Genomic DNA, 25,469 nt, shown 5'->3' with positions numbered 1-25,469 from the left:
GCCGACATGACACTGATCGGTCCCATTCTCGACGACCGCACATTCGATGAGCTGCGTGCCGAGCTACTGCAGCGGATTCCGGCGTACGCGCCGGAGTGGACCAACCACAACGCCAGCGATCCCGGCATCGCGCTGCTCGAGCTCTTCGCGTTCCTCGGCGAGTCGTTGCTCTACCGGTTCAACCAGATCCCCGAGGCGACGAAAGTGGCGTTCCTCCGCCTCCTCGACGTTGCGCCCATCCCGGCCCGTCCGGCCCGGGTGTTGGCCGTCGCCGAGACCGAGCGGCCGGGCGGCGTACAGGTCCTGGCCAAGAGCGAGCTGAAGGGCGGCGCTGTCTCCTTCGAGACCGATGGGGAGCTGTACGTGTGGCCGCTGGACGCGCTCGGCATCGGGAAGGTGAAGGTGCTGGCGCCGCCCGAGGCCGACGCCCAGGAGTCGGCCCGGCGCCAGGACGCGACCCGGCGGCTCGGTCTCGCCGGTGCGGCGGCAGTCCAGTTCTACGAGGCCGCCATTCTGCCCGCGGAGCTTACGCCGGACAACCAGACCGTGGTGGACGTGGACAGCACCGCGGACCGAGCTCTCTGGGTCCCGTTGCTGCGCCGTGACACGACCGACGTCGACGAGCTGGCGGGTCGCACCGTCTTCATCGGTGTCGCGCTCGACGACTCGATCGAGAAGGGTTTCGACCTCGGATCGCTCGATGACAAGGCCGCCGCGCGGTACCGATCGACCGGGCTGGATGCGGCGCCGCCGGCGGCCCTGTGGCGGCTCTGGAACCCACCGGCCAAGAAGCAGGTGACGCCGGCCGATTCCCCGGGGACCTTCACGGCACTCGAGGTCACCAACGACAGCACCGAAGGACTGACCACGTCCGGTGTTGTCGCGATCACGCTGCCGAAGTCGTTGCCGAAGCTGCTCGTGCCGCCGACGGGCTTGCTCGGCAGCCCGCCGCCGCTGGACGGCCCTGAGGCGTCGCGCGTCATCGCCTGGCTGCAGCTCTCGAGGCCGCAGAACGAGAACGACGTGATCGGCCGCGTCCGCTGGGTCGGGGCCAACGCCGTCCTGGCGATCCAGGCGAGGACGGCACAACCCGAGCTGCTCGGTGTCGGCACCGGCGAGGCCGACCAGGCGGTGGAGCTTCAGTATCCACCCGTGCTGCCCGGAACCATCGAACTGGACGTCGAGGAAGCCGGTCGGTGGCGGGAGTGGACGGAGGTCGACCGCTTCACCGGCGAGCACCCGACCGAGCGTGTGTACGCCGTCGACCTGGCGGCGGGGCAGGTTCGCTTCGGGCCAGGTGGTCCGCAGGCTCGTGTCCCGCAGATCGGGGAGCGGATCCGGGTCCGATCGTACCGGTACGGCGGAGGCGTCGCCGGCAACGTGCCCGCCGGGAGCGTCAACAAGCTAGTCGGTATCGCGGGCGTCAAGCTCACCAACCCTCTTCCGGCCTGGGGTGGAAGAGACACGGAGGCGCTCGGCGACACGCTCGACCGGATCCCCGCGGAGGTGCACCGCAGGGACCGTGCGGTCACGCCCGACGACTTCCGGGAACTGGCGTCGCAGGTCACCGGCGTACACCGGGCGGAGACCCTGCCGTTCCTGCACCCGGACAATCCGACCGACAACGCGGCCGGCGTGGTGAGCGTCGTCGTGTTCCCCGACCAGGATTTGCGCAATCCGGGTGCCCCGCTGCCGGACCGATCGCTGCTGCGCCGCGTCGCCCGGCATCTCGATCAGCGGCGGCTGGTGACGACGGAGCTGTACGTTCTCCCGCCCGAATACCGTCGAATCGCGGTCGCCGCGGGCGTCGTGGTCCGCGCCGGGTACCAGGTCGACGCGGTCCGGCGATGGGTCGAACTCATCCTGCGGCAGTTCCTCGCACCGGTCCCGCCGTACGGCCCCGACGGCACCGGCTGGCCGCTCGGCCGGATCGTGCGAGCCGCCGAGCTCGAGGCGGTCGCAGTCCAAGTCGAGGGTGTGGACTACCTCGCGGGTCTACAACTCGCGACCGTCGACGGCGACGTGCTCACGAAGGTGCCGCTGGTGCAGTTGCGGCGCTGGCAGGTGCCAGAGGTCACCGAGGTCACGGTAGTCGAAGGGACGCCGCTGGACGCTGGCCAGGACTATCAGCCGCTACCGCCGTCGACGCCCGCCGGAACCGTGCAAGTACCGCTGCCGCGGGTGGTGTGCTGATGGACACCGACCGGGGCATCAGCCTGTTGGCAGACCCTGACCAGTGGGCCCGCTGCAGTCACGACAGGACCGCGCTGGTCCCGGGGGGCGGCGTACAGCTGAGCTGGTTTGACAGTCCCTCAGGTGAGGACGGTCCGCTGTCTCCGGGCGGGCTGGCGTTCGACCGCTGGTGCCGTGCCTACCGGTCTCGTCCGCTCGACGGTCGCGTCGACGTTCTGCGCGAGGGCCAGGGGTCGGGTGGCGACGAGCCGTGCCCCGGCCCGTTCCGCGAGCCGCGAGCGCTCGCGGTCGACCGCGCCCAACGCTTGTACGTCGCCGAGCCTCACGCAGGTACCGTCGCCGTCATCGACCTGTGGTCGCGAAGGTTCCTGCGTCGTGTCCCAGTTCGCCAGCGCGGCCAGCTCTCGCGTCGGCCGGTCGACCTCGCCGCAGACTGCTGCCGGGTCCTGGTCTTGCTCGCAAATCCAGCCGGTCTGGTCGTCATCCAGGGACGGCGCGGTCCCTTGCCCGGCCCGCAGTTGCGCCGTCCACGGTGCCACACCAATCTCGAGGCGACCCGGCTGATTGTCACCGATGAGGGCGACGTACTGGTGCTCTGGCAGGACCCACAGGGGCGCCAGTCGATTGTCGCGACGGTCGACGGGACGGACTCGCTGGACATTCCCGACGCGACGGACATCGGCACCGCCACGGGCGGGCTGCTCATCGTCGCCCGGCAACCGGACCAGCCGTTCCTTCGGTTCCGGACGTCCGGTGGCAACCGGGTCGAGCTCGAGCCCATTGCCGCTGACGGGTATGACGGTGGTGCGGTACAGATCGCACCTGACGGAGCCGTCGCGTTCACCACCGAGGACGGGTTCGCCTGCGTCGGCGGTTCCGCAGCCCGCCACCGGACCTCGGGCACAGTGACGACCTACAGGCTGGACAGCGGTACCTACCGTGCTGGCTGGGGCCGCGTATTCATCGACGCTTGCCTGCCTGCGAACACCGACGTACGGCTGCGGTTCGTCAGCGGCGACGAGGACGACGTACCGGACCCGGTCGAGTGGCTCCCGGCCGAACGCGCGAGCGGCAGCATTCGCCGCCCCGACCTGACTCCGCCGATGGTTTCGGAGAGCGCACTGGCAGCGGCCGGTGACGGCCGACCGCTGTACCGGCGGTCCACCGGCCGCGAGCACGGGTGGACGCAGATCGCGGCGGACGACGGATTCGAGACGTACGAGGTCCCAGTGTTCGCCGCCCGCGGCCGCTACCTGTGGATTGCGCTGGATCTCACCGGCACGGCTGTTGCCACACCGACAATCCGCGCGCTGCGGGTGGAGAGGCCAGGCCACCGCCTTCTCGACCACCTCCCGAAGGCATGGTCCCGGGACGATCAGTCGGCCGCGTTCCTACAGCGCTACCTCGCGCCGACCGAGGGGCTGCTGCACGAGCTCGACGAGAAGTCCGCGCTCCGTCACCTGCTGGTCGACCCCGCCGCGACTCCGCAGGAGGCGCTCGGCTGGCTCGCGAGCTTCGCCGGCCTGGTGCTGGACCGGCGCTGGCCGGAGCCGGCGCGGAGGACGCTCATCGCCGAGGCCTACGCGCTGTTCAAGCGACGCGGTACGCGGCACTCGCTGACGCGGCTCCTGGAGATCTACCTCGGTTATCCGCCAGTGATCGTGGAGCAGTGGCAACTGCGCGGCATCCCCGGCGGCTACCTCGGCGCCAGGCCCGGTGAAGTGTCGCCTGCAGCACTGGGGAGCGGGATGCGAACTGGCGGCGGCGTCGTCGGTGATCTCGTTCTCGGTGGCAGAATACCGGGCGACAACGGGTACGACGCCGCCGCGCACCGGTTCAGCGTGCTGATCCCGGCCGACCTGACCAGCGAACAGCTCCAGGTAGTGACCCACGTCCTGGACATCCACCGCCCGGCCCACACAACGTACGAGCTCTGCGAGCTCGGCTTCGGCATGCGGGTCGGCCGCCGCCTCCATGTCAGCCTAACGTCGGTCGTCGGCCCGGGCGCCGGCTGGGGTCCGGCGCTGGTGGGACAGATGGCCGTCGGCGGCGATGGGATCGTCGGAGTCCCGGTCGTCGGCTCGCGCCTCGGCGTGGACTCCGAAACGGATGGGATGCGAGTCGGATGACCGCCCCTGAACTGACGATCCGCCGGCTATCTGTCACGAGCCGGCTGCCGGGCGCGGCCGACGGCAGCCGGATGAACCGGATCATCCGGGCCGTCGCCGACCACGGTCTCGACAGTCACCTCCGCGACGTGTCGCTACCGCGCGGGACCTGGTGTGTCCGGCGCCTCGACGTACCGGTCGAGCTCGATCTGCGGCGACCCGACGGCGCCCTCGAACGAGCCTGGGCCGCCGCCCTCACGCAGGCGCTGCTCCGGGCGCTGGGGTCAGCATCCGATGACGTCGTCCACTACGACGACCAGCGAGCGGGCCTCGTCGATCTGATCCAGTGCCTGGCCGCTGGTAGGTCGCAACGCTCGTGGGCGTGGTCCCGGATCGGCCTGCTCGGGCCGATGGACCCCGCAGCCGACCGGTTTCCGGGTGCGGCGATCGTGGCTGCCCTTCGCCGGCACCCCACCGACGCGCTCGGCGTCGTCATTACGGCGGTACGGCGTACCGGCCTTCCGGGGCTGCACCGTGTCCTCGGACCGTCCGGATGGTCAGCTGTCGCTTCGATGGCACTCAGTGCAGCAGGCGCATCGACTGGTCCCGCGGCCGCGATCCTTGCGCCTGGGGGTCGGCAGCGCGGGTCGGACGCCGAACTCGCGCGGACACTCGTAGCCGCCTCATCGATCGCCGAGTCGGCGACGCGCTCCAGGCTGCGACCGGGGCCCGAGACCGTCGCGGCGTGGGCGATCCTGGTCGCGCTCGAAGCTGACGCATCGGTCGTCTGCAGGCGGGACTCGGCGGCCGTCGTGGCCGCCGTCGCGCAACTGCTTGATCGAACGAGCACGCCTGCCGACGAACGACCTGACTGGCGGTCGGCAACGGAGGCGACGGATCCTGACGGCACGGTGCCACCTGAGGGTCCCCAGGTGCGCTCGGCCGATCTGACCCCCGATGCAGCGGCCGGTCTCTCCGGAGCAGCGGATGGTGCGGAGCAGGTGGCGTCAGCCATAGATGTCGTGCCGAGCCGTGAGGAGACACGGGCGGGTGTTTCCGGGACAAGCCGTGACGGTGCGCCGATCGGCCGTGCCGAGCCGCGCGGTGAGGAGACGCCAGCGGGTGTTTCCAGCACGACCCGTGACGGCGCGCCGGCCTGTCCTATCGTGCCGGAACGTGTTGGGGCACGATCCGGCCAGTCGGCCGCGGGACGTGACAACTCACCCGCGGCGGATGTGGCGTCGAGCCGCGACGAGGCCCCGCCGACGGCATACACGACGGGGTGGGGTGGGCTGCTGTTCCTGTTGGCGACGGCCGATCGGACCGGCATCCCGACTGTCGTCATCGACGACCCGCTGTTCGCCCGCCGCTCGCTGCGCTGGGCGTTGCAAGGGATCGCGCAGCAACTCCTGACTGTCACGGTCGATGACCCTGCCGTCGCGGCGTTCGCGGCCGTCGATCCGGGTGCGCGGTCGCCGTGGTGCATTGAGGAGCCGGTGACCGGCGAGCAGGCCGCGGGGCTGGCCACCATCGCAGCGCAGTGGGCCGCGGTGACCGCGGACCTAATGGGACGGGACGGCCAGGACGCACCCGAGGTCGTCGCCGGGATCGCCCGCCGTCACGCGCAGGTCAGGTACGAGCCGGGCTGGATCGAGTTGCGGCTTCGGCTCGACGAGGTGGACATCGACGTCCGGCGAGCCGGCCTCGATCTCGACCCCGGTTGGGTACCGTGGTTGGGGGCGGCGGTGAGGTTCAGCTATGTCTGAGTCGACCAGTCTCGACCTGTCCGCGCGTTCCGCGGCTCTAGCGCTGCGGGTGGCGGCGCTGCTCGAAGGCATGTGCAGCGAGGAATCGGGTGCTGTGCAGGCCGCGGAGTTCCTCAGGGGCTGGGCGAACACCGCTCTCGACGGCCGTCCAGCCGACCTCAGCGAACCCGCCCCGATCGATCAGCTGGTGCATCGTTACGGCCTGACGCCGGAAGAGCTCGACCTGCTGATGATCGCCGGACTGCCCGAGGAGCACGAAGGCCTGGCGAGCACCTTCCGATCCATGCATCCGCTCGGTGAACCCCAGCCGACCGTGGGTCTCGCCGCGCTGCTGGTCGGCGCACCCGGGAAGGAGCGCACCGTGGTGCGGCACCTGCTCGCCACCGACGGCCGACTGCTCGGCCTTGGCTTGGTCGAGCTGAGGGGGGCCGGCACGTTCCTTGAGCGAGGCATCGCTCCAGCCGTGCGGTTGTGGGACGCGTTGCACGGGTACGACGCCTGGCCGGCCGCGATCGAACGAGTGGCGGTGAACGAGACGCCGGCCGGCCTGGAGCAATGGATCGAGCGGCCGGCCTCGGTAGGTGCGGTGGACGCGCTTCGCTCACTGGACGCGCGCACCCTGGTGCTACCCGCTGACGACAGTGTCGCGATGAGCCGATGCGCGGCACTCGCCGCGGCCTGTCACCTGCCGGTTGTCGCCGGGCGGGTCGGAGGCGGCGATCGCGCCGCGGTGACATTGCTGGTCGCGCATGCGGCCGCGAGGGGCGCCGTACCCGTGCTGGTCCTCGTCCCGCCGGACGACGGCCGACCGGTGCCGGTGCTTGGCCTCGACGGTGTGCCCGGCCCCTTGCTCGTCTGCGCGGCGCCCGGGTCGGCCTGGCTGACCGGCCGCCGACCGGTGCTAACTGTGCCACTGGGACCGATCCGGTCCGACGACCATCGCAGCGCCTGGCGCTCGTCGCTCCCGGCCCTCGCCGATCAGGCGGCGGTCCTCGCCGCGCGCCACCCGCTCGATCCGGCGGCGACCGCGGAAGTGGCGGCCGACGTGCTGAGCCGACAACGTCTGCCAGGCGGCTCAGCGGGTATCGACGATGTCTCGAACGCCATCCGCGGTCGGGCAGGTGTCGCGCTGCCGTCCGGCGTTGACCTTGCAACTCCGGTCGTTCCGTGGGAGCGGCTCGTCCTCCCCGATGAGCCGGCTGCCCAGCTGCATGACGCGGTCGCTCGTCTCGACCTCGGGCCTGTCGTGCTGGACGACTGGGGACTCCTCGAGGACGCTAGGGCCGATCGTGGCGTACGGCTGATGTTCACCGGGCCGCCCGGGACGGGCAAGTCGCTGGCGGCCGAGGTGGTCGCGACCGCGGTCGGGACGGACCTGCTCGTCGTCGACGTGTCCCGTGTGGTGTCCAAATGGATCGGCGAGACCGAGAAGAACCTCTCAGCCGTATTCGACGCGGCGGAGCGGACCCAGGCCGTTCTGCTGCTTGACGAGGCCGACGCTCTATTCGGTACACGCACCGAGATCTCCGACGCCCACGACAGGTACGCCAACCTCGAGACCGCCTACCTGCTGCAACGGCTGGACCGGTTCGCCGGACTTGCCGTCCTGGCGACCAACCTGCGCCAGAACATTGACGCCGCGTTCCTGCGCCGGATGGACTACGTGGTCGAGTTCGCCCTACCGGACGAGGACGGGCGGGCCGACCTGTGGCGGCTGCACCTGCCGCTGCCCCCCGCGCGCGCCGACGACGTGGACGTCGAGGCCCTCGCACGGATCTACCCGATCCCCGGCGGCTGGATCCGCAACGCGGCCATCGGCGGTGCCTTCCTGGCCGCGAAAGCCGGCGGACCCATTCGCCAGCGGCATCTGGTGAAGGCGCTGAGTCGCGAGTACGCCAAGGCGACGCGCCCCTTCCCGGGCGAACCGGTCACCTTAGGCAGTTCGAGTTACCGCACGGTCGGGAGATGACATGAACGTTGTCCACGAAACGTCGGCTGGAACCCACTCGTGCGGTCACGAGGATTTGCCAGTAAATCCCGCACACGCGCTCCGGGTGTCCTACGGGATGTTGCTCGGCGTCGAGGACTTCCGGACCCTGATGGGCAACCCCCGAGGCAAACAGATGCTCCACAACGGGTGGTTGCACGGCCAGGGAGTGGTCCGAGGATACGACGTCACGACCGTTGGCAACGAGCTGCGGGTGATGCCCGGAATGGCAGTCGACGGACGCGGCCGGGAGTTGCTGATGGACGGTCCAATGTGCCTGAACCTCCACGAGTGGTATGTCACCTGGGCTGAAAAAGGTGAGGATGTCGCAAACACGCTGTGGAAACCGCCCTCGGGCACCCAGGCAGCGGCCGCCGGAACGTCGGCGACGGCGTCAGGTCAGCAGAGCAGTTCCACTGGTTGCGACGGCGGGACCGAGCAGGACTTCTGCTTGGTGGCGGTCTTCGACACCTGCACGACCAATCCCGCTCCGACGCTCGCAGACCCGTGCGACCTGTCGCGAAAGCGCACAGAAGACTCACTGATAGTCGAGACAGTTCGGCTCGAACTGCGGGACGGTGCCTGCAAATTGCCATGCGAACTGCCGACCTATCACCGGGTGCGCGTCCTGCTCGGACTCGATGCCGTCGGCAAGGACGATGCCCCAGGCATGGAGGCCGCGAGGGAACGCAAGAGCGTAGGGCAATATCCACTCGACGCGCGTCCGGCTGCCCTTCTGTTGGCGTTCCAAAAGCTCGCCTCACTGGACGCCGTCGACCTGCAGAAGGCGGTCGACAGCGCAGACCAGTTCCCGAGCAGCGAGGAAGACGCCGCGGTGCCACTCGCGCAGATCAAGCTGAAGGTCATCGGCACCGGCTCGACCGCCACCATCCAGGCCGCTATCTCTGTGAGCAGGCGCTGCACCCTGATACCGACGAGCACCATCCAAGATCTCCTGTGTGCCCTGGCGCCCGGCCTGATCGGAGACGATCCCCACGACGACCGGGCCAGTGGACCGAGGGTGGTCCGGGATTCGCTGAAGTGGCAGGAGAACAACATGCAGCTGACCTTCCGGGTGACCTCAGAGCTGGAACCCAGCTCTCTGGACATGCGCTACCAGCCTGTGCGGGTGTCGTCGTTGTCTAAGCACGGCTGGGTGGTCGAGGACATCGGGACAATCGATTACGGCAAGGCGGACCCTGAGTACGTCACGGTGCGGATGAACCGCGAGCCACGCTATGACGTCGTGCGCGTGCTGATCTGTGGCACCGGTCCAACGCCGATCGCCGGCTCTGACGCCTTGGCGACGCCATTGGCAGGATTCGACGACGGCCGGCCGGTCGGCGTCGAAGGCCGAGACGCCGTCTGGACCCAGAACGTCGCGAGCACCAGATCCGCGGCCACGGGACAGTAGGGGGCACTCATATGACCAGCAATGCGGAAAAAGCCGTGCCAGCAGTCCCTGCGGCGCAGGGGATGACTCCGACGCCGACCACTGTCGGAATGACCCGACTCAACCCGTTCGACGGGCTGTTCCTCCGGGCCGAGCACCTTGATGCGATCCAGGCCTACGCACGATCACTGAGCTGCGCCGTAGGCCAAGCCGGCGGCTCCGGCGTGGTGCATGGGTATGCCATCACGGTCAAGGACTCGATCGTCACCGTGTCGCCAGGCCTCGCCATCGCAGCGGACGGTCGGCCGCTCCTCCTCACGTCGACGGTTCAGCAAGACCTGACCGGCAGCGATGCGGGGACGGGGGACATTCGTGTGATCGAGGTTCTGCTCTCGCCGTCTTCCTTTGGGGACGAGAATGTGTACGGCGAGCTTTGCGGCGACCCGTGCGCGGACGGCGTGGGCACTACTCGGCCGTATGTGGCCGAAGGTGTCACGGTCCGCATCACGGACGTGCAACTCGAGGACACTGGCATCCCGGCCCACCGAACCTTTCGGTCCCATGTGGCAGCTGCCTGGTTCGAGAAAGAACGTCGTTCCGGACGCTATCCCTGGAAGAGCCCGCTTCCGTGGTTGACCACATCTGAGGGCGACAAACCTGCAGACGCACGGCTTATCGAGAGTGACTGGGGGACGAGTCCGACAGCGGAGTCGGATGGCGCGGTCGCGAACTCAAGTGAGCCGGTCGCGATCGGCCTGCTGCTGCGGACACCAGCGACGTGGGAGGTTGATCCGTGGATCGCGCGGCGGGACAGGATCGACACACAGTCGCATCGTGGCTGGCAGCAGCGGCTGGGTATGCGCCCATGGGACGTCTTCATCGCCCAGATCTTGCAGTTCGAGAACATGCTGCTCAGGTACTGGCGATCGGGCGCTGCGTTGGCGCCTGCCGACTACCTCAAGGCACTGGACAAGGTTGAGCGTGCGCTGCAACGGGACACGGAGATCCCGTCCGCCGAGGCCAAAGAGTTGGTCGGGCCACTCAAACCGTCCGGCGGTGCGAGCGCAGCAAGCAAGAGCTTCGAGCTGATGGGCATCCACGAGTTGCCACCCGCCGGATATCTGCCGTGCGTTCCCGGCACGCCGATCGAGCCGCAGGTCAAGGCACTATTCCCAAACAATTACCCATTGCATCTCTGTGCCTGCAGACCAGACTTCGTCGCGCACGCGGTCGAGGAAGCGCAGCACCTCGACCGCATCCGGCTGGACAAGCATCCGCGGGTCGATATCCTCGTGCCCGTTGCGGACGTTCCTACCCAGATGACAAGCACCTTGAGCACCAATCAAAAGTGGGTGGCCTTCCGGCGCCGCCGGGAACAGGTCTGCATCCTGGCGGAACCGAAGTATGACGACGTTCCGATCGTCGGGTTCGTAGTCGACGACCAGACGGCTTACACGACTGCGGTGGATGAGCTCATGACCGGCAAGGCCCCGAACGTTGTCACGAAGCTCGGGACTGCGAGATACCCCCTGGATGGGTGGGCGCCACCTTCGGCAGCGGTCCAAGCGGACGTTGTTAAGTTCGTGCTGGACTCGACCGGCTCGTCGGCGAGTGCTGTCCTGACCGTTGTCGCGTTAGTCAGGTCGGTGGACCGCCGCTCGCTCGGCGCGGTCCGCGCCAGTCTGCTCCTCTTGGGGCAAGAGCCACCCATCGAGAGCTCCGTTCGCACGGCAGTCGGCGCGAAAGACTCCATCTACATCGCTATCTGGCCTGGGTCACCGCCGAGCGTGCGCAGGTCCCGCAGCTCGTCATCGGTCGGCTCTGGCGGCAAGGGATCGGGTGCAGGCGGAGGGAAGCGGCGGTGAAACTGGTCGACATTGCCGGCTACCGTCGCGGTGCCGGCCTCTGCTTGGTCCGCCTCGAACATCGCAGCGACGGACTCCTGATCACCATCCAGACGAGTTCAGACATCGAGCAGGTTTCGGCCGAGAGCGTGAGTCACACGACCGATATCGAAGGAGCGATCAGGATAATCCGCGAATTCATGACCACATTTGCGGATTCCCGATGACTCTGCGCGGTCGGCCATGGTAGGCCTGACTGAGGATGATCGCGAGCAGTCGAAGAATGAGGATCGGATGCTCGCGTGACACGTCGGTGACGCTGGCGTGCATACCGTCGAAAGACGTCCGGGGGTGGGGAGAATGCCGATGCTAGTGGACTTCGTTAGCTCGCTCATGAGAATCGCCGTCAGAGGGACCCCGCCTGTGCTGCACCTTTTCGGGGAGCCATTCGTCACCATCGGGCACCGCCGGATGGAGGTCCCAGAGGGAAGTAAACGCTTGCTCGTTTTCGTCGCGTTGCATCGCTGCCCGGTCGACCGGCGACACGCGGCAGGCGAACTCTGGCCTGATTGTGATGATGCGCGTGCCTCGGGGAATCTGCGTTCCGCCCTTTGGCGGCTGAACGGCACCGGGATGGCACTGCTCGACGCTGATAAATTCACTCTCGCAATCGAGAACCAGCTCGTGATCGACATGGATGTGGTAGGCGAGTGGGCCGCGCGTCTCATCGACGGTTGTGCGGTGCAGGCGGATCTCGCGGTGAAGCCATGGGGGGCGGACGCTCTGGAGCTCCTACCCGGCTGGTACGACGACTGGGCTTTGCTTGAGCGTGAACGCATGCGGCAGCGGTTGCTGCATGCACTTGAGGCACAGAGCCGGCAACTCGTCTTGGCGGGGCGCTGCGCCGAGGCCGTCGAAGCCGCGATGGTTGCCGTAGGCGCAGATCCGCTGAGGGAAAGCGCCCAACGCGTACTGATCGAGAGTCACCTGGCAGAGGGCAATCAGATCGAAGCCCGGCGCAGTTACGAGACATACCGACGCCTGCTTCACCGTGAAGTAGGTGCCGATCCTGATGGCGCACTGGCCTGTCTCGTCAGTCCACCGGTCCGGCCTGACTCCCAGCGGGATGCTCAACTGAACGGCAGCGACAATCGGACGCGCTCCACGATCGACGCTTAAGCAGACCCTGACGTTGCTCGAGCATCGGACGAGCCGAAACTCGAGAGAGTCGCACAATGCCCCGTCGTCCGAGCCCGAGAACGCCCCAGCTACCACGATCGACTGACGCGAACGGGGCATCAAGCTGTCGACCGAGTCGCCGTAGCAACGACGCCGCGCCGCGGCCGCTGGAACCAATCTGTCAACCGAGCAAGCTGCGGACGCCGAGCGTGCTCGGGCAGATACGGTCGGACGAGAATATCGAGCAGGTGTTTGGCAGATTAGAAGTCGAGGCCGAGAACAGAGGTGAAAGTTGTGGATTATGCGAACGTGATCGCCAGTCTGGGAGGGCTGCACTTGGGGTGATCGCTGGGCTTGCCACGACTGCTTGGAGTTTCCAGCGAGCTACTGCAGAGGCGCGGCGTGAACGTCTAAGCGCCGAGGAGGCCATCTTGCAGACGCTCGACATGGAAATTGTCATTGCGCTAAAAATGACGAACGAGGAATCGCCTTCGGTGTTGCCCACACAGATTCTGAATGCGGCACTGGCGAGCGTCCGTCACCCTGACGAGACTACCGGGGTGTCCGGACGAGGTTGGCGCGGTCGTTCACGTCGGACCGTCGGAGGCTCTGGTGTCAGGTGCGGCGGCTGCAGCACTGCCGTATGCAGTATGACGACGATTTTGTCCATGTGACGGGAGGCGACGCGAGGGAAGCGAGACCCGAGGAAGGCCGAGAGCTTCGAAAGATTCGATATGGGGATTCCAGCAGGTGTAGAGGCGACCTTGGCGCGGCTCTTCTCGTATTCCCTGATGATTCTATTCAAATACCTTTCGATCTTGCGGTAGCTATATTCCAGAGATTCACATTCGGGACGCGGGTCGAGAAGGTGTGTCGGTTCTCCAATTAGTGGATTTTGCAGCCGATTGTCGTCGATTAGAGGGCACAATCGTGCAAACTGCTCAAACTCCAACTGTCTGTCTATGAGCTCGAACATGTACTTGTCGTAGGCCTCGATTGTGAACCTCTCCTCGATGACGGCTCTCAGCTTCCTGCGCAGCTTCTTGGTGGCGTTGTAGGAAACTAGCGTGTCCTGCAGCAACGTCCGAAGAGCGTCGTCTTGACGATCACGTTTGTCGGCCGCGAGGTCTTCGAGGCGATGGCGTCGCTCTTCCTGTCTGGCGAGCCGCTGCATCTCCTGTGTACGAGTGCTCTGGTAGGTGAAGGTTGCCAGGGTCGCGAAGCCGCCGATCACGACAACGGCAAGGATCTGCAACGCGGTCTTGGCTGCTTCGTAGCGCAGTGTGTTGCCCGCCGGTCGGCTGCTTGCCGCCCAGCTCAGGACGGCAGCCGCGACTGCTGCTACCAGCAGCAGCACCCCGAAGGTGAGGAGCCTGGCCTTTCCCGATCCGTGGGATGAATCCTCGCGCATTTTCTGGCCTCCACTAGGTCGGGGATGCAGCCGAGCACCACCTGCGTGGTGAATCCCTGCTAGGGGATCGGCAGATCGTCGGATCAGATCGGTCAACGCGTCCTTGGGTGCTTGTGTGCGCCGCAGTTTCGCGTGATCTCCTCAAGTGGGCTTGCGACCACCGGCATTCTCCGTGAGCAGTCGGGCGTGTTCGTCCAGATCGCTCGGCGCCGGCTGCGGTCCAGGGGTTTGCCGGGATGCATCGGCGATCATGTCGCCTTGTAATTCCTCCTGCAGGCTCAGTGCTTGCTTGTCGAGCACCCGAGTTAGTGCCTGTTGAGCGAATCCGAAGACCAGGGCATAGGCCAGGATTTGGTCCTGGGAATCAGGCCCGACCGCGCGGCGCGCAGGTTCTGGTAGGCCGCCTCGACCAGCGTGCCCCGCCACCAGTTCGCCCACCCGCCGGGAATCGGATCCTCGCGAAGAGCCGCCGCACGCGCCTTGGAGATGTGATGGGCGACTCCCTGGGAAATGGCTTCCTGCCAAGGAGTCAGGCCACCAACCTTCGCCGCATCCAACCGAACCTGAAGCTTATCGGCTTCGACCACGACGTGCTGGATCCAGATCCGTTTCCGTGGCCTCCAAATTCCAGACTGTTGACTCATCGATTCCCCCGTCCACCACACGCGCCAGGTAATCGCAGAAAATCATCCGTTTGTTCATCCAGTGCTTAGAGAAAGCGAGTCGCGCTTTCACAACTTGTTACTCCGAGTGTGAACCTTCGTGGAACAGATTGGCAATAGGAATTCTGTGGCAACGACCGGACAGGGATTTTGTCAGTATGGAGACTCGGGCAGGCCGCGCTTACCACGGGGTCTGCGAAGCAGCCCTACCCTGGTTTGCCGTACGGTCGCATCGCGGCTTCCCCACTATCCTCGATACGAAGGTTTCTCGCGGGCTCCGGTTACCTCGATCAACGGCGATGCGACCACGAGTGCTGGCGACGCCTGAGCGTCAGCATCTGCAGCAATCGGGGTTGGGGTGGCGATGGGCAGCGGCCGCGAGTGTTGGTGATTGATGAGTTAGCGGCCGAGGTTGTCCGGCGGATCTCTGAGGTCTATCTACAGAGCTGAGGCAAGAGGGCGATCGCGGACATGTTGAATCGCGGGGTGTGCCACGCCGTCGGCTCTTGCTCGTCGGCAGAACCAGCATCGAAAGATGACCGGTGGCAGCACCTGACTGCGGTCACGATCCTGCAAGTCCGCGGTACACCCGCTGCGCCATCTATGGACGGTGGCAGAAGGTCGAGGAGCTGCGATGGGTTGGGGGGGGCGCGGCATATTGATCGGGGCATGATCTGGCCAGACAAGCGTGAGAGTCTGGCCGAGGCCGGGGAGTCGGACCGGCTAACCCGCTGCCTGCTCTGGTGCGTCAGCGGCTGGTGCCCGCGCGCTGCGTGGCACAGCCGGTGTGGAGTGCGCAGACGGTGTCGAGGTCAGCGCAGGTCAGTGAGGTCGACGACTGGAGTGCGGCTACTGCCGCTCGTTGCTTGTTATCGTCCCAGTCATACCGCTCATGCCACCCCTCGGCCGACCGAATCCCGACGGCGGGCGTATCGAATCGGTACTGTTGCAGTGCCTCGAGGTAGTCGTCGATAGCCGGCTGAACTTCCTCGTCGGCCATGTCCCACGGCGACCGCTGTTTCTTGCGCCGCTCGGCTCGCCAGCTCTGCACCCATGCAGCAGAAATGAGCATGGCGGAAAGCAGAGAGCAGCCTGCAATCACGAAAGATCGGCGATCGGGCAGCGGTTACCCGCGCGTCTGCGGTCACGTCGAGGTTCCTGTAGGTCAGCAGTGCGGCGCCGAGGATCGGGAGCGCAGTCGCGATCACGCCAATGGCACGCAACCTCGCGACCAGCCTGGCGCCGACGCCGCCGAAATCCCTTTGGGCGACCAGCGTCGCCACGCCGGCCGAGATGCTCACTATTAGCAGGACGACGTTGGTCACCTGGTCCGGCGTCCAGCCGAACGCTGCCGGGAGTTGGTGGACCGCGACCGACAAAAGGACGGCGAAGGTCAGCCAACACGACACCAGCATCGTCGAGAGCCAACCCCCGGGTGGGGATTCCCAGCTCGACCTGGGCGCGGCACAGTGATCCGTTCGGGATCTCGACCGCGTGCAGTCCAACAGTCGGAGAGTGGCCGACGACGTGATCGGCGGAAACGTGCCGACGCGGATCGTTCGGTCGACCCGCCAGGAGACACGCCTCGACGATCTGTACGCCGGCTGGCGCCGCTACCTCGAGGTGGTAGCTGGCGGCATTCTCCGCTGCTGGCACCTGGAAGCGGATCCGGGTCGGACGTAGCCCGAAGACCGCCGCGGCACCTGGAGACAGTCGACCAGCGGCTGGTCACTACGCCAGTTGGTGTCGAGGGTGCGGCGTTGCCCGGCGGTGGCCGCGGCCGCGAGGTACGTCGCGATGTCCCCGCCGCGGAACGCATAGATGGCCTGTTGGGGGTCGCCGATCAGGACCAGGGTGCTGTGCCCGTTGAACGCGGCGTCGATCACCTTCCATTGCACCGGATCAGTGTCCTGGAACTCGTCGACCATCACCACCGACCACCGGCGTTGCATCTGCCGTCGGGCCGGAGCGCAGTCAGGCTGGCCGAATGGCGATGCGCCGCTAGTTCCACCGGAATGCCCGACCTTCGCGCACCACGGCTTCCGCAGCACGAGTCGTTCGGGAGGCGCCGCGGCGCGGCCGACGAGCACGCTCACCATGGCGGGTCGTCGATGCGTCGCAGAACAAGGACGATCCTCAGCAGGCTTGCTCAGCCATGAGTGGCGGCCTGTCTGAGTGCTCGATACATGATTCTGGCGTCTCCGAGTCGATGTCGAAGCGCGCCTTCCAAGCCGGCAATCGGAACCAGGTTCTGTGGCGCTCGGGAGTCCTTATAAGTTACGGAGGCGTAGCGGCACAGTACGGTCTGACTGAGATTCGCAAGTGCGATGACATCTGTTTCCGAGAGCTCTGTCGTTGCCTCACATCGGACAACTCCAGCCCACGGCGCGCCCTGTACATCCGGCACAGAGGGCAAGCGGAGGTACCAGGCATAGCGCTCCCAGCTGGTGCCCATCAAGAACACCGGACTGCGCTCGCCGGGGTCAAGGGCGGCGACGATGCCGTTCAAGGCACTGGGCAGGTACTCGGCGCGATGGGTCTTGATGAATCCCAGCGCTCGTTTCAGGTGCCCGTGGTAACGCAGCGGGCCGTCAATGACAAGCAGGTAGTCATCCAGTTCTTCGACAACTAACGACCTGCCCGCAGTCTCGTGAGCACGGGCGAGTGCGGTGCGGGCTTGACCTGCGGTGTCAACCTCGAGCCCGGCGAGGGCCTTCTGCAGCGCATTTGACAGCACCATCGTCAGCGGGACACTGTCCGAAGGCACACTCCGCCTCGCTTGATAGGAACCACTCCGAGTGGCGATGTCCCGTGCGTGCGGCGCGATAGTGAAAAGACCACGGCGTACGTTGGCCGCCAAGAGGTGCGCCTGCCGCCGGCCGGCGCGACCGCAGCAGCAAACGACACCGGCGGCGTATGACGCGCAGACAGCCATCGATGCCGTCGATGCCGCCGGGTCATCGAACGCATCGAACGGATCGATCAGGTCGTCAATCCACACGCGAGCGTCGATCCGGCGTACGCCGTCCACGAACAGTACTGCTGACGGTTCGGTCAGACCGTCGGCAGGCGCGATGGGTGCCCACCTGCTCTCGGGTACCTCGACATTTGTGTTGACCTGGGCGGCGGACGCCGGAAGGTCAGCATCGTCGAGGTTCAGTGCGCTGCCGTAGCCGACATCCCATGCGTCGACGGAGAACCGCATCAGGTCACCGTAAGGAGTACCCACTGGAGTACTCACAGGCCGACACGGGTGATGCTCGACGTGGACCCGGTCCGGGTGACCTGGAACTGAACCGGCACGCGCTCCGCAAGTGCGCGTACGTGGGTAATGACGCCGACCATCCGTTCGCCGGAGGACACTAGCGTTTCCAGCGTGTCCGCGACGACCTCCAAACTGGTGTCGTCGAGCGTGCCGAATCCTTCGTCCAGGAAGATCGATTCCAGCTTCGCGCTGCCGGATGCGGAGAGGGTCGCAACCTGCCGGCTCAAGGCAAGAGCAAGGGCGAGCGAGGCCTGGAACGTCTCCCCGCCAGACAGGGTCCTGACCGGGCGGGCCGAGTCTGCGTCGTTGTGGTCGATCACCTCGAGATCTTTACTGTAGATCCGCAACTCGAACTGTCCGGATGACATCTCGAACAGGATGGCAGAGGCGTCGGCAACGAGAGACGCCAACGCACCGTCCAAAAGCCAGGCCCGGAATCCATCCGAGCGGAGCAGTTGTGCGAGCAGACCGGCGATCTGCGCTTCCTCGACTGCGGCACTTCGCCGCCTCTCAAGCTTTTCACGTTCTGCGAGGCGGTCCGCAGCGTGATCGGCGTCAGACTTCGCTTCAGCTGCCGCGCCGACCGCGATCCTGACGGTGGCATTTCGCAGCTCGCTGAGCGGTGTGTTAGCCGCGGGAGCAGCCAGTTCGTTTCTGGTCAGCGCGGCCATCAATGCTGTAGCGGCAGCCTGGTATGCGGTCGCGCGCAGGTCGACTGCTTCTTCTGATGTTTCGACAACGCTGACGAGGCGTTCGGCGGTGTCGGCTGCCCAGTCAGCCAGCTCCCCCCAAGCGGTGGCCAAACTTCCTGTGCTCAGCATGGGTGCGCCGTAGCGGGTCAGCGGGTCGCGTATAGCGGCCAGCTCGTCACGGCTGCCGTCGACGCCGGCGCTGACCCTCTTGATGGCAACCTGTGCCGAGCTGCGACGATCGCGCGCCGCCTCAAGCTGTGCCCGAGCGTCTGTCGCAACTTGCTCCAGCGAGTCGAGCTGAGTGAGCAGCTCCGCGACAGTGCGCGCTTCCGGCTGGCCGGCAATCGCTTCTCGGAGCTTCTCCTGCCGAGCAGCGGTTTCTTCGCAGCTATGTTTGCTTCGGGCCACATTCTGCAATGCGTCGCTCGCCAGCGATCGCAGCCGGTTGAGTTCCGTGGTACTGCTTTCGTGTCTGGTCTTCAATTGGGCCGCTGCATCGCAGGCGTCCTTGGCCGTTGAGCGGAGCGATGGCAGCCTCGTAGACATCTCCTTGTGTTCGTCTTCAGCCCAAGTCGTCAACATGGTCCAAGCGCTGGCGAGGTCGGATGCATCGACCGCTGGCGCGCCACGCGCGCTGACCAGATCCCGGGCAGTGTGCAGAGCAGTAGTCGCGGCACGTCTGTTGGCATCGATCGCTGCTGCCTCTCGGTTCAGCGCTCGGCGAGCATCGGATCCGGCGACTCGGCGTGCGTCCGCCTGTTCGACGACCTTGACGAGGGTACGGCGTACCTCGGCGGCGGACGTGAGTGCAGCGTGAGCGTCCTCGGCTGCGTCTGCTATTTGGGCAACTGTCTGACTGTTCGTCTCGGCGGTAACCTGGGTCTTCAGGTCGCTCTCTGCAGGAAGCATCTGAAGCCTGGCCAACGCATTGCTCATCTCGTTCCGTGCGGCCTCGACGTGCGCAAGGTGCGCGGTTCGGGTAGCCACTGCGGTCTGCAGCCGACCATCCAAAACAGCATGATTGCGGTCTGCTGCTTTGGCCTTCTCTCGGGCTGCAACCAGGCCCTTCTCGTGATCGGCGACGTCTCCAGTGACCGCGACATCCGGCACGTCAGTGACCGACTGACGGCAGACTGGGCAGGCTTCGCCAACCTGAAGGTGCGACCGCAACTCGCCGGCGGCATCGGCACGACGCGCCGCATCGAGGGCTTCCACGGCCTGCTGCTCAGCAATTCGGACATTCGTGAGCGCCGCAGCCGCATCTGTCACGGCATCGGCGAGGCTGCGCCGGTCAGCTTCGCTGTCGAGATCGGCTCTTAGCATGCTCACGACCGTGCTCGATGCCTGCAGTCCTGCCGCCAGCACGGTATCGCTGGCCTGGGCGTCGACAGCCGAGCGGGTGCGGTTGTATTCCTCATCAGCCTGTTCGATCTCGAGGTCAACGGCGTTTCGGCGACGGTCGAAGTCTGCAAGAGTGCTGGCAAGATCGGCGATCGTGTCAGGTGGCGTGACACCGGCGAGTACCGCGAGGTGATGCTCGCAATCCGCGACCTTCTCGGTTGCGCGGGTCGCTGCAGCTGCTGCTTTGTCAGCGTCTCCGCGCAGCAGCTCAGTCGCTTCCTCGATGGCCGTCATCGCAGCCTGTGCGCTCGCGAGTGTCCCCTCCGCTTCCTTGAGGTTTGTGATCAGGCCGGGCAGCGCCGCGTCGGCTTCCGCCAGGTCGGCCCATTGCCGCTGCAATGTCAGCAGTTCGAATCGCGGCCGGAACGCTGACACCGCGGTTGCGGCACTCGAGTCGGCGCCCTCGGCCTCGCCAAGGGCTGTTTCCGACATCTCCAGTTCCGCGGTGGCAGCGGTCAGCTGCGCGTCGAGCGTGGACACGTTCGCCGGTACCAGGACCGAGCCGAGCGCGGTCTGCTGGGTCGTCAACTCGCGTAGCTCACTCCGAGCTACCTCGACCGCGCCAGCTGCGGAATCCAATGCAGGCATACCGGTCTCATTTACCCAGATCTGCAGGCTGTTCAGGCGGTCCGCGCGCGCTATCTGGTCGCGGACCGCGTCAGCAGTTGCGTCTGCGTATCCGGCAAGGGCAGTGTCAAGAGCCTTCACGGTCGCTCGGTGATCGCGAGCAAGACTGTTGGCACGGGTGTGGATGTCGTCGTACAGCTGGTATCCAAGCAAACTCGACAGGATCTCTTGCCGATCACTCGCTTTGGCGTGCAAGAACTCGGCGAACCGGCCTTGGGGCAAGGCGACACAGGTCGTGAAGTGCTGGTAGTTCAGACCGAGTAAACGTTCGACCGCGGCAGTCACCTCGGAGTCGGCAGCCAGGACCTCGCTGTCGCCATCGAGATCGGAGAGATCGTGCAGACGTTCGAGGCGGGATGCGTGCATGGTGACCCGAGAAGTCTTTCCGCCGCTCCGCCGGGCCTCCCGGGCGACGGCATAGCGCTGTCCTTCCGCGTCGAAGACGAGCCGGACGACGGCACGGGTCGCGGTTGGTGCGAGCGCTGGAGCGACCAACCGCTGATCGTTCCAGCGTGGCACCGTGCCGTAGAGGGCGAACGTGATCGCGTCGATGACAGTCGATTTGCCTGCGCCGGTCGCCCCTACCAGAGCGAAGTACTCCACGTCGGTGAAGTCGATGGAGGCGTTGGTCCGGAAAGTCGCGAATCCGTCGAGGTCCAGTCGTACAGGGCGCATCAGGCACCTACCCCGGCAGAGCCCGCGCCGACGCCCGTCGTCGTGTCGCTCACGTCCGGTGGGGCGTCGGAGCTTGTGAGCGCGTCGTGCAGCTCATCGAAGAGAGCCCGGACCCGAGCGTCGTCGACATCCCGCTCACTGCAATAGGCGGCGAACAGCTCGCCAGGTGTGCGATCGGCGGCAACAGTGGATCGGCCAGCGGTGGTCGATACGTGCTGAGGAACGATGCGGATTTCCAGGGCGTTCGGCAGCGCGTCGAGGACCTCTTCACGCAGCCCTGCTCGGGTCGGCTCATTGACGTACACGCGCAGGTACGCGTCGCCGACCTGCGCAGCCTGGTCCGCGAGCTCCGCGACCGTGCCGCGTACTGTCCGCAGCCGACGCCCGGACTCGAGCGGCAGGTCGGTGGTCCGGGCAGGGGTGGTCGGTGTCGCCTCGACGAGAACCACCACCGGACTGTTGTCCTCCTCACCGAAGTCAACGCAGATCGGGGATCCGCTGTAGTGGACAGGGCAGCCGGCGCGCAGACTCTGCCGACGGTGCAGGTGACCGAGTGCGACGTAGTGCGGCTCCGATCCGAACGCGGCAGCCGGCACCCAGTACTCGAAGATCGTCTGCGCGGCCCGCTCGCCGCCACCGAGCACGCCTCCGGAGACGGTTAGATGCGCCATCACGACGTTCACAGCGTCCGAGGTGAATCCAGTCTTGAGGTGAGCGACCAACTCGCGGATCTGCTGATCGTAGTTCCCAGCAGCCTCTGCGGGCGTCTGGGTGAGCATCTCCGACGCGCGGACGGCCCACCTTTGCGAGAGGAAGGGGAGCACGGCTACATTGAGTGTTTCTCCGGTGCTTGCGGCCGTGACCGTGACGACACCGCCCCGGGCGGCGGGGCGAGGCTGTCCGACCAGGGTGATACCTGCGTGCCCGGCCAGTGGTCGGTAGGCATCAATCATCCCGGCCGAGTCGTGGTTTCCGGCCATGGCGATGACCTGAGCGCCGGTGTCCGCCAGGCCGAGCAGCGTCTTGATGAGGATGCGCTGTGCGTCGGCGCTCGGCGCGGAAGCGTCGTACAGATCGCCGGCGATCAGGACGGCGTCGACCTCGTGCTCGCTTGCAAGGGCAACGATCTCTTTCAGGACCGCTTCCTGTTCCTCGAGACGGCTTCGTCCCTTCAGTGATTTGCCAATGTGCCAGTCGGACGTGTGAAGGAACTTCACGATGGTGCTCCAGACCAAGGGTGAGTGGTGCAAGTATTTGCCGTACGCGACGGTTCAGAACGGTGGTGGGTCGTCGTCGGCGAACGGCACGCGAGACAGCATCTCGCCGGGCGCCGCCTGGGACGGGCTGCTGGGATCGACCTCACCACTGCGCGTGGCCCAAGCCGGAAACGGAAAGTCGACCGCCAGTGGGACAGGGATCTCCGGCTGGGAGACGAACATGGTTCCTGGCTTTGCGATCGTGGCACGCTGCCGCTGCGCCGCAGGGAGGAACCCATACTCCGGTCGGGACGCTTCCGCCGCATCAAGGCGCCCAACGACCCGAATGGACGAGTTCGCGATGATCCGGCGTTCCACTTCGCTGGCTGTCTGCTGCGCCCCGATGAGGATGATGCCCAGAGACCGGCCGCGCTCGGCGATGTCGAGGAGCACGTCCTTGATCGGGCTGGCCCCCTCGCGCGGAGCGTACTTGTTCAACTCGTCGATCATCGTGAACAGAAGGCTGCCAGGACCGGCGACTTCTTTGCGGGCTGTTTCGGCCGCCAGGACGACGCCGACAACGAATCGCTGCGCCCTCTCCGGCAGATTGTGCAGGTCGATGACGGTGACCTGCTGCCCATCGGTTGTGATCTCGCGGCCGCGGACCGCGCCGGCGAGGCCCGATGTCCCGGACGGGTCGGGAAGATCGCCCCGGATCAGGTTGCTCAGAGCGCGCTGGCTTGACCGCAACCGCCGCAGGAACGCGTTGATCGTCCCGATTCCGATGGCATTACCCGCCCACTGCGACATGGTCGCATCATCAGTGAGTAGATCATTGAGCCTGTCGACCAGGTCGCCATAGGTGCGGCAGGTGACTCCGTCGACCACCACGGCGCCGTCTTCACCCGCCGGTTGGGCATCTCGCGAAAGGCGACCGGCCACGTTGTGCACGACCATCGTGTACTGCTGCCGGTCGTCCTCGGCGTCGGCGAACACATAGGGCAGTAGTTGTCGGGCACAGAATTCTTGGAGCGTCCACCAGAACGAAGTCACCCCGCTGGTCCGCCCGGCGACGTGCGGTCGCCCGGTCCGATCCCCCGGAGTCGGCGGGGCGTAGAACGCAGTCGATGCGAACGGCTCGGCCGGTAGCCCGAGGCGGTCATATGCCAGGCGCAAATCATCTCCGACCGGGCCAGTCAACCGCACATTGCGCTGGTCGAGAAACAGCAGGTCCTCACCCTTGACGGAAAAGATCAATGCTTTAGAGTTGTGCGACTCGCGCATTGCTCCGCCACGGAACATCGAGTGCAAGAGGAACAGCGCGAAGGATGTCTTGGTCGCAACGCCAGAGATTCCGCTGATGGAGATGTGAGCTCCACGGGTTCCGTCGACAAAATCCATGTTGACGAAGACCGTCTCCCCGTCACGGCTGGTGCCGACCGCCACCATTCGGTCCATGCGGTCGAAGTACAACGCCTGGTCGCGTTCCTTTCCTGAGGCTCGACGTACGACCTCCCCTGGCCGCGGAGGGACGTAGTACTCGGGCTCAACTCGAGTGGATGCCACCTCAGCAACCTCCTGCACCTCGGCAGGCATTACCCCGTCGGAGACCAGGAACACATCGCTGCCGAAGCTGACACCTTCGTGGCGGGCGCGAACCTCGGTCACGATGCCTGACGTGGTGACCAAACCGCGGCCGGGCACGGCTCTGGACGTGACGACGACGTCGTCCAGTTGCAGGTAAGCGCCATCCTCTACCGCGACATGCCACAGGAGCGGCGTCGAGTCCTGCAAACCCTGCACTCGGCCGACGCTGCCGTCCGGCGCACCATCAGACGGACTGCTGTCCATGGATTCATTTTGCGCCATGCGGGTCAGCGCTGCGACTCGAGCTTTTGGCGTGCGCGATTGCGGCGCTTGAGGAGATCCTCGACGGCGTCCTCACGCGCTGCGGCATTCCCGTACAAGGCGAGGCCACGCTCGGCCCACCACAGGCACGCGTCCCAGTCCTTCTTCTTCTGCTGGCGAATCGCCATCTGGCGGTAGGTCTCGAGCCGCGGCACCTTGCCCCATTTCGCGTTGAACGCCTGACAGATCGTCTCCATCTCGGCATCGTGACGTCTGCAGGCATCATCGAACTCGTCGAGCGCCGAGTCGTAGACGTCTCGGCAGCGGTAAAGCCGTGCCTCGAGTTCGGCGTACTGGAAGTGCCGGTCGATCGGATCCGGATCGGTTGCCAGCAGGTCACGCAGCATGGCGATCGCGGACCGATCCCCATCCGGCAACTCGTTGAACCAGGAAAGATCGTAGGAATTGTCCTCGGCATCAGTCAGCCAGGCCTCGCTGAAGCCGGTGCGCATCGCTCCGGTCCCGGGCTGGGGCCGGTTACCTGGGACTGGAGGGGTGCGTTGTACGCCGAAGTCGCGCGGGTCATGCTCCAGCCACACGCCGAGCCGCCCGGGTCCGTCGTTGCGATGACCGCCCCCGACGATGACACCCTTCAGCCCGACGTAAGCACCGCGCGAGGCCATCTGCTCATGAAGCGACCGGATGTACAGACCAGCGGTCTGACGATCCAGGTACCCGACAATCTGCCCCGCTATCAGAACCGCTATTGCATTCGGGTCGTAGGCGTTCTCCGGTTCCGGAACGAGCACAGCGGTGATCGTGTACCGCACCCTTTCTCCCAAGCGCTCGCCACAAATGGCCCAGAGGGCAGATTGGTAGTTACTCTCGCCAACCACTTCGAGATCGTCGTCACCTCCGAGGACCTGTACCTGTGGAGTGGTTGCCGCTTGCATTGCCCCCTGGCCGGCTGCCCGGCCACGCAGCCGATCGATCAGACCCATGGCTATTTCCCCCTCGCTTCGACGAGCACATCGGGATGGCGGGGTGCTCCGTTACGTCCAGGCGCGAACAATCGCTCGGGAAGCGTAATATTCCGCCCCTGCCGAGATTCTGCTTCGCCGTGTATGGGGCTCTTCGGAATCAGGCGTGGTTCGGTGTTCGTCGATAGGGCCGGGTGCCGTCGGCGGCGAGCAGGATGCGTAGCCGGTAGTTGGTGAAGTTG

At 66.0% G+C, this 25,469-nt stretch carries 18 protein-coding genes; 9 read left to right on the top strand and 9 right to left on the bottom strand.

What is annotated here, in order from left to right:
- Positions 1-6: 6 nt before the first annotated feature.
- The 8 genes from EV644_RS36920 (at position 7) to EV644_RS36885 (ending at position 12,470) form a co-directional block, all read left to right on the top strand.
- Positions 7-2,193 (top strand): putative baseplate assembly protein, encoded by a 2,187-nt coding sequence (locus EV644_RS36920; protein WP_132195183.1) that lies wholly within the window; start codon positions 7-9, stop codon positions 2,191-2,193.
- On the top strand, positions 2,193-4,322 hold the full coding sequence (locus EV644_RS36915) for a phage tail protein (RefSeq protein WP_132195185.1): 2,130 nt from the start codon (positions 2,193-2,195) through the stop codon (positions 4,320-4,322). Before EV644_RS36920 ends, EV644_RS36915 begins: the two co-directional genes overlap by 1 nt.
- Positions 4,319-6,067 carry a hypothetical protein gene (locus EV644_RS36910; protein WP_132195187.1) on the top strand — a complete coding sequence of 583 codons (1,749 nt, stop codon included), beginning with the start codon at positions 4,319-4,321 and terminating at the stop codon, positions 6,065-6,067. Before EV644_RS36915 ends, EV644_RS36910 begins: the two co-directional genes overlap by 4 nt.
- Positions 6,060-8,036 (top strand): ATP-binding protein, encoded by a 1,977-nt coding sequence (locus EV644_RS36905; protein WP_132195189.1) that lies wholly within the window; start codon positions 6,060-6,062, stop codon positions 8,034-8,036. Before EV644_RS36910 ends, EV644_RS36905 begins: the two co-directional genes overlap by 8 nt.
- Positions 8,037-8,307: 271 nt before the next feature.
- A complete protein-coding gene (locus tag EV644_RS36900; protein ID WP_132195191.1) occupies positions 8,308-9,468 on the top strand; it encodes a hypothetical protein in 1,161 nt (386 codons plus the stop codon).
- An 11-nt stretch (positions 9,469-9,479) separates the two neighbouring features.
- Complete coding sequence (locus EV644_RS36895) at positions 9,480-11,312, top strand: hypothetical protein (protein WP_132195193.1); 1,833 nt, start codon at positions 9,480-9,482, stop codon at positions 11,310-11,312.
- A complete protein-coding gene (locus tag EV644_RS36890) occupies positions 11,309-11,518 on the top strand; it encodes a hypothetical protein (protein ID WP_132195195.1) in 210 nt (69 codons plus the stop codon). Before EV644_RS36895 ends, EV644_RS36890 begins: the two co-directional genes overlap by 4 nt.
- Positions 11,519-11,714: 196 nt before the next feature.
- Positions 11,715-12,470, top strand: a complete 756-nt coding sequence (locus EV644_RS36885; protein WP_158293034.1) for an AfsR/SARP family transcriptional regulator — start codon at positions 11,715-11,717, stop codon at positions 12,468-12,470.
- A gap of 538 nt (positions 12,471-13,008) precedes the next feature.
- On the opposite strand, the gene EV644_RS36880 is transcribed toward EV644_RS36885, so the two are convergent.
- The 3 genes from EV644_RS36880 to EV644_RS36870 all read right to left on the bottom strand — a co-directional run bounded on the left by EV644_RS36880 (position 13,009) and on the right by EV644_RS36870 (position 15,615).
- Positions 13,009-13,881: a hypothetical protein gene (locus EV644_RS36880; protein WP_132195199.1), complete on the bottom strand. Its 873-nt coding sequence runs from the start codon at positions 13,879-13,881 to the stop codon at positions 13,009-13,011.
- Between the two features lie 141 nt (positions 13,882-14,022).
- Positions 14,023-14,319 (bottom strand): hypothetical protein, encoded by a 297-nt coding sequence (locus tag EV644_RS36875; RefSeq protein ID WP_132195201.1) that lies wholly within the window; start codon positions 14,317-14,319, stop codon positions 14,023-14,025.
- Between the two features lie 972 nt (positions 14,320-15,291).
- Entirely contained in the window at positions 15,292-15,615 is a 324-nt protein-coding gene (locus EV644_RS36870; RefSeq protein ID WP_132333438.1) for a hypothetical protein, read from the bottom strand.
- A 140-nt stretch (positions 15,616-15,755) separates the two neighbouring features.
- Between EV644_RS36870 and EV644_RS36865 the strand changes: the two genes are divergently transcribed.
- Positions 15,756-16,016: a hypothetical protein gene (locus EV644_RS36865; RefSeq protein ID WP_132195205.1), complete on the top strand. Its 261-nt coding sequence runs from the start codon at positions 15,756-15,758 to the stop codon at positions 16,014-16,016.
- A gap of 140 nt (positions 16,017-16,156) precedes the next feature.
- Here EV644_RS36865 and EV644_RS46830 read toward each other — a convergent pair whose 3' ends face one another.
- The 6 genes from EV644_RS46830 to EV644_RS36835 are packed head-to-tail and all read right to left on the bottom strand — an operon-like array spanning position 16,157 to position 25,248.
- Positions 16,157-16,642 carry a UvrD-helicase domain-containing protein gene (locus EV644_RS46830; RefSeq protein ID WP_241999300.1) on the bottom strand — a complete coding sequence of 162 codons (486 nt, stop codon included), beginning with the start codon at positions 16,640-16,642 and terminating at the stop codon, positions 16,157-16,159.
- Between the two features lie 50 nt (positions 16,643-16,692).
- On the bottom strand, positions 16,693-17,748 hold the full coding sequence (locus EV644_RS36855; protein WP_132195207.1) for a hypothetical protein: 1,056 nt from the start codon (positions 17,746-17,748) through the stop codon (positions 16,693-16,695).
- 32 nt (positions 17,749-17,780) lie between these two features.
- On the bottom strand, positions 17,781-21,203 hold the full coding sequence (locus EV644_RS36850; RefSeq protein WP_132195209.1) for an AAA family ATPase: 3,423 nt from the start codon (positions 21,201-21,203) through the stop codon (positions 17,781-17,783).
- Entirely contained in the window at positions 21,203-22,420 is a 1,218-nt protein-coding gene (locus tag EV644_RS36845; protein ID WP_132195211.1) for an exonuclease SbcCD subunit D, read from the bottom strand. Before EV644_RS36845 ends, EV644_RS36850 begins: the two co-directional genes overlap by 1 nt.
- A gap of 54 nt (positions 22,421-22,474) precedes the next feature.
- The gene (locus EV644_RS36840; RefSeq protein ID WP_199240212.1) at positions 22,475-24,250 is read right to left on the bottom strand and encodes an ATP-binding protein; all 1,776 of its coding nucleotides are present in this window, start codon (positions 24,248-24,250) and stop codon (positions 22,475-22,477) included.
- Between the two features lie 23 nt (positions 24,251-24,273).
- Positions 24,274-25,248, bottom strand: a complete 975-nt coding sequence (locus tag EV644_RS36835; RefSeq protein WP_132195215.1) for a hypothetical protein — start codon at positions 25,246-25,248, stop codon at positions 24,274-24,276.
- Positions 25,249-25,469 lie beyond the last annotated feature (221 nt).

It is taken from the genome of Kribbella orskensis, from assembly GCF_004342085.1.
Lineage (GTDB): Bacteria > Actinomycetota > Actinomycetes > Propionibacteriales > Kribbellaceae > Kribbella > Kribbella orskensis.
Note: the sequence above shows the minus strand (reverse complement) of the source record. Positions and strands in the feature narration are given on the sequence as shown.

What these genes read in the sequence shown, in the direction of transcription:
- EV644_RS36855 (WP_132195207.1), bottom strand. Translation starts at nt 17,748, where the DNA reads ATGCGGTTCTCCGTCGACGCATGGGATGTCGGCTACGGCAGCGCACTG.
- EV644_RS36905 (WP_132195189.1), top strand. Translation starts at nt 6,060, where the DNA reads ATGTCTGAGTCGACCAGTCTCGACCTGTCCGCGCGTTCCGCGGCTCTA.
- EV644_RS36895 (WP_132195193.1), top strand. Translation starts at nt 9,480, where the DNA reads ATGACCAGCAATGCGGAAAAAGCCGTGCCAGCAGTCCCTGCGGCGCAG.
- EV644_RS36865 (WP_132195205.1), top strand. Translation starts at nt 15,756, where the DNA reads ATGGCACGCAACCTCGCGACCAGCCTGGCGCCGACGCCGCCGAAATCC.
- EV644_RS46830 (WP_241999300.1), bottom strand. Translation starts at nt 16,642, where the DNA reads ATGGTGAGCGTGCTCGTCGGCCGCGCCGCGGCGCCTCCCGAACGACTC.
- EV644_RS36835 (WP_132195215.1), bottom strand. Translation starts at nt 25,248, where the DNA reads ATGGGTCTGATCGATCGGCTGCGTGGCCGGGCAGCCGGCCAGGGGGCA.
- EV644_RS36850 (WP_132195209.1), bottom strand. Translation starts at nt 21,203, where the DNA reads ATGCGCCCTGTACGACTGGACCTCGACGGATTCGCGACTTTCCGGACC.
- EV644_RS36910 (WP_132195187.1), top strand. Translation starts at nt 4,319, where the DNA reads ATGACCGCCCCTGAACTGACGATCCGCCGGCTATCTGTCACGAGCCGG.
- EV644_RS36920 (WP_132195183.1), top strand. Translation starts at nt 7, where the DNA reads ATGACACTGATCGGTCCCATTCTCGACGACCGCACATTCGATGAGCTG.
- EV644_RS36880 (WP_132195199.1), bottom strand. Translation starts at nt 13,881, where the DNA reads ATGCGCGAGGATTCATCCCACGGATCGGGAAAGGCCAGGCTCCTCACC.
- EV644_RS36870 (WP_132333438.1), bottom strand. Translation starts at nt 15,615, where the DNA reads ATGCTCATTTCTGCTGCATGGGTGCAGAGCTGGCGAGCCGAGCGGCGC.
- EV644_RS36915 (WP_132195185.1), top strand. Translation starts at nt 2,193, where the DNA reads ATGGACACCGACCGGGGCATCAGCCTGTTGGCAGACCCTGACCAGTGG.
- EV644_RS36840 (WP_199240212.1), bottom strand. Translation starts at nt 24,250, where the DNA reads ATGGACAGCAGTCCGTCTGATGGTGCGCCGGACGGCAGCGTCGGCCGA.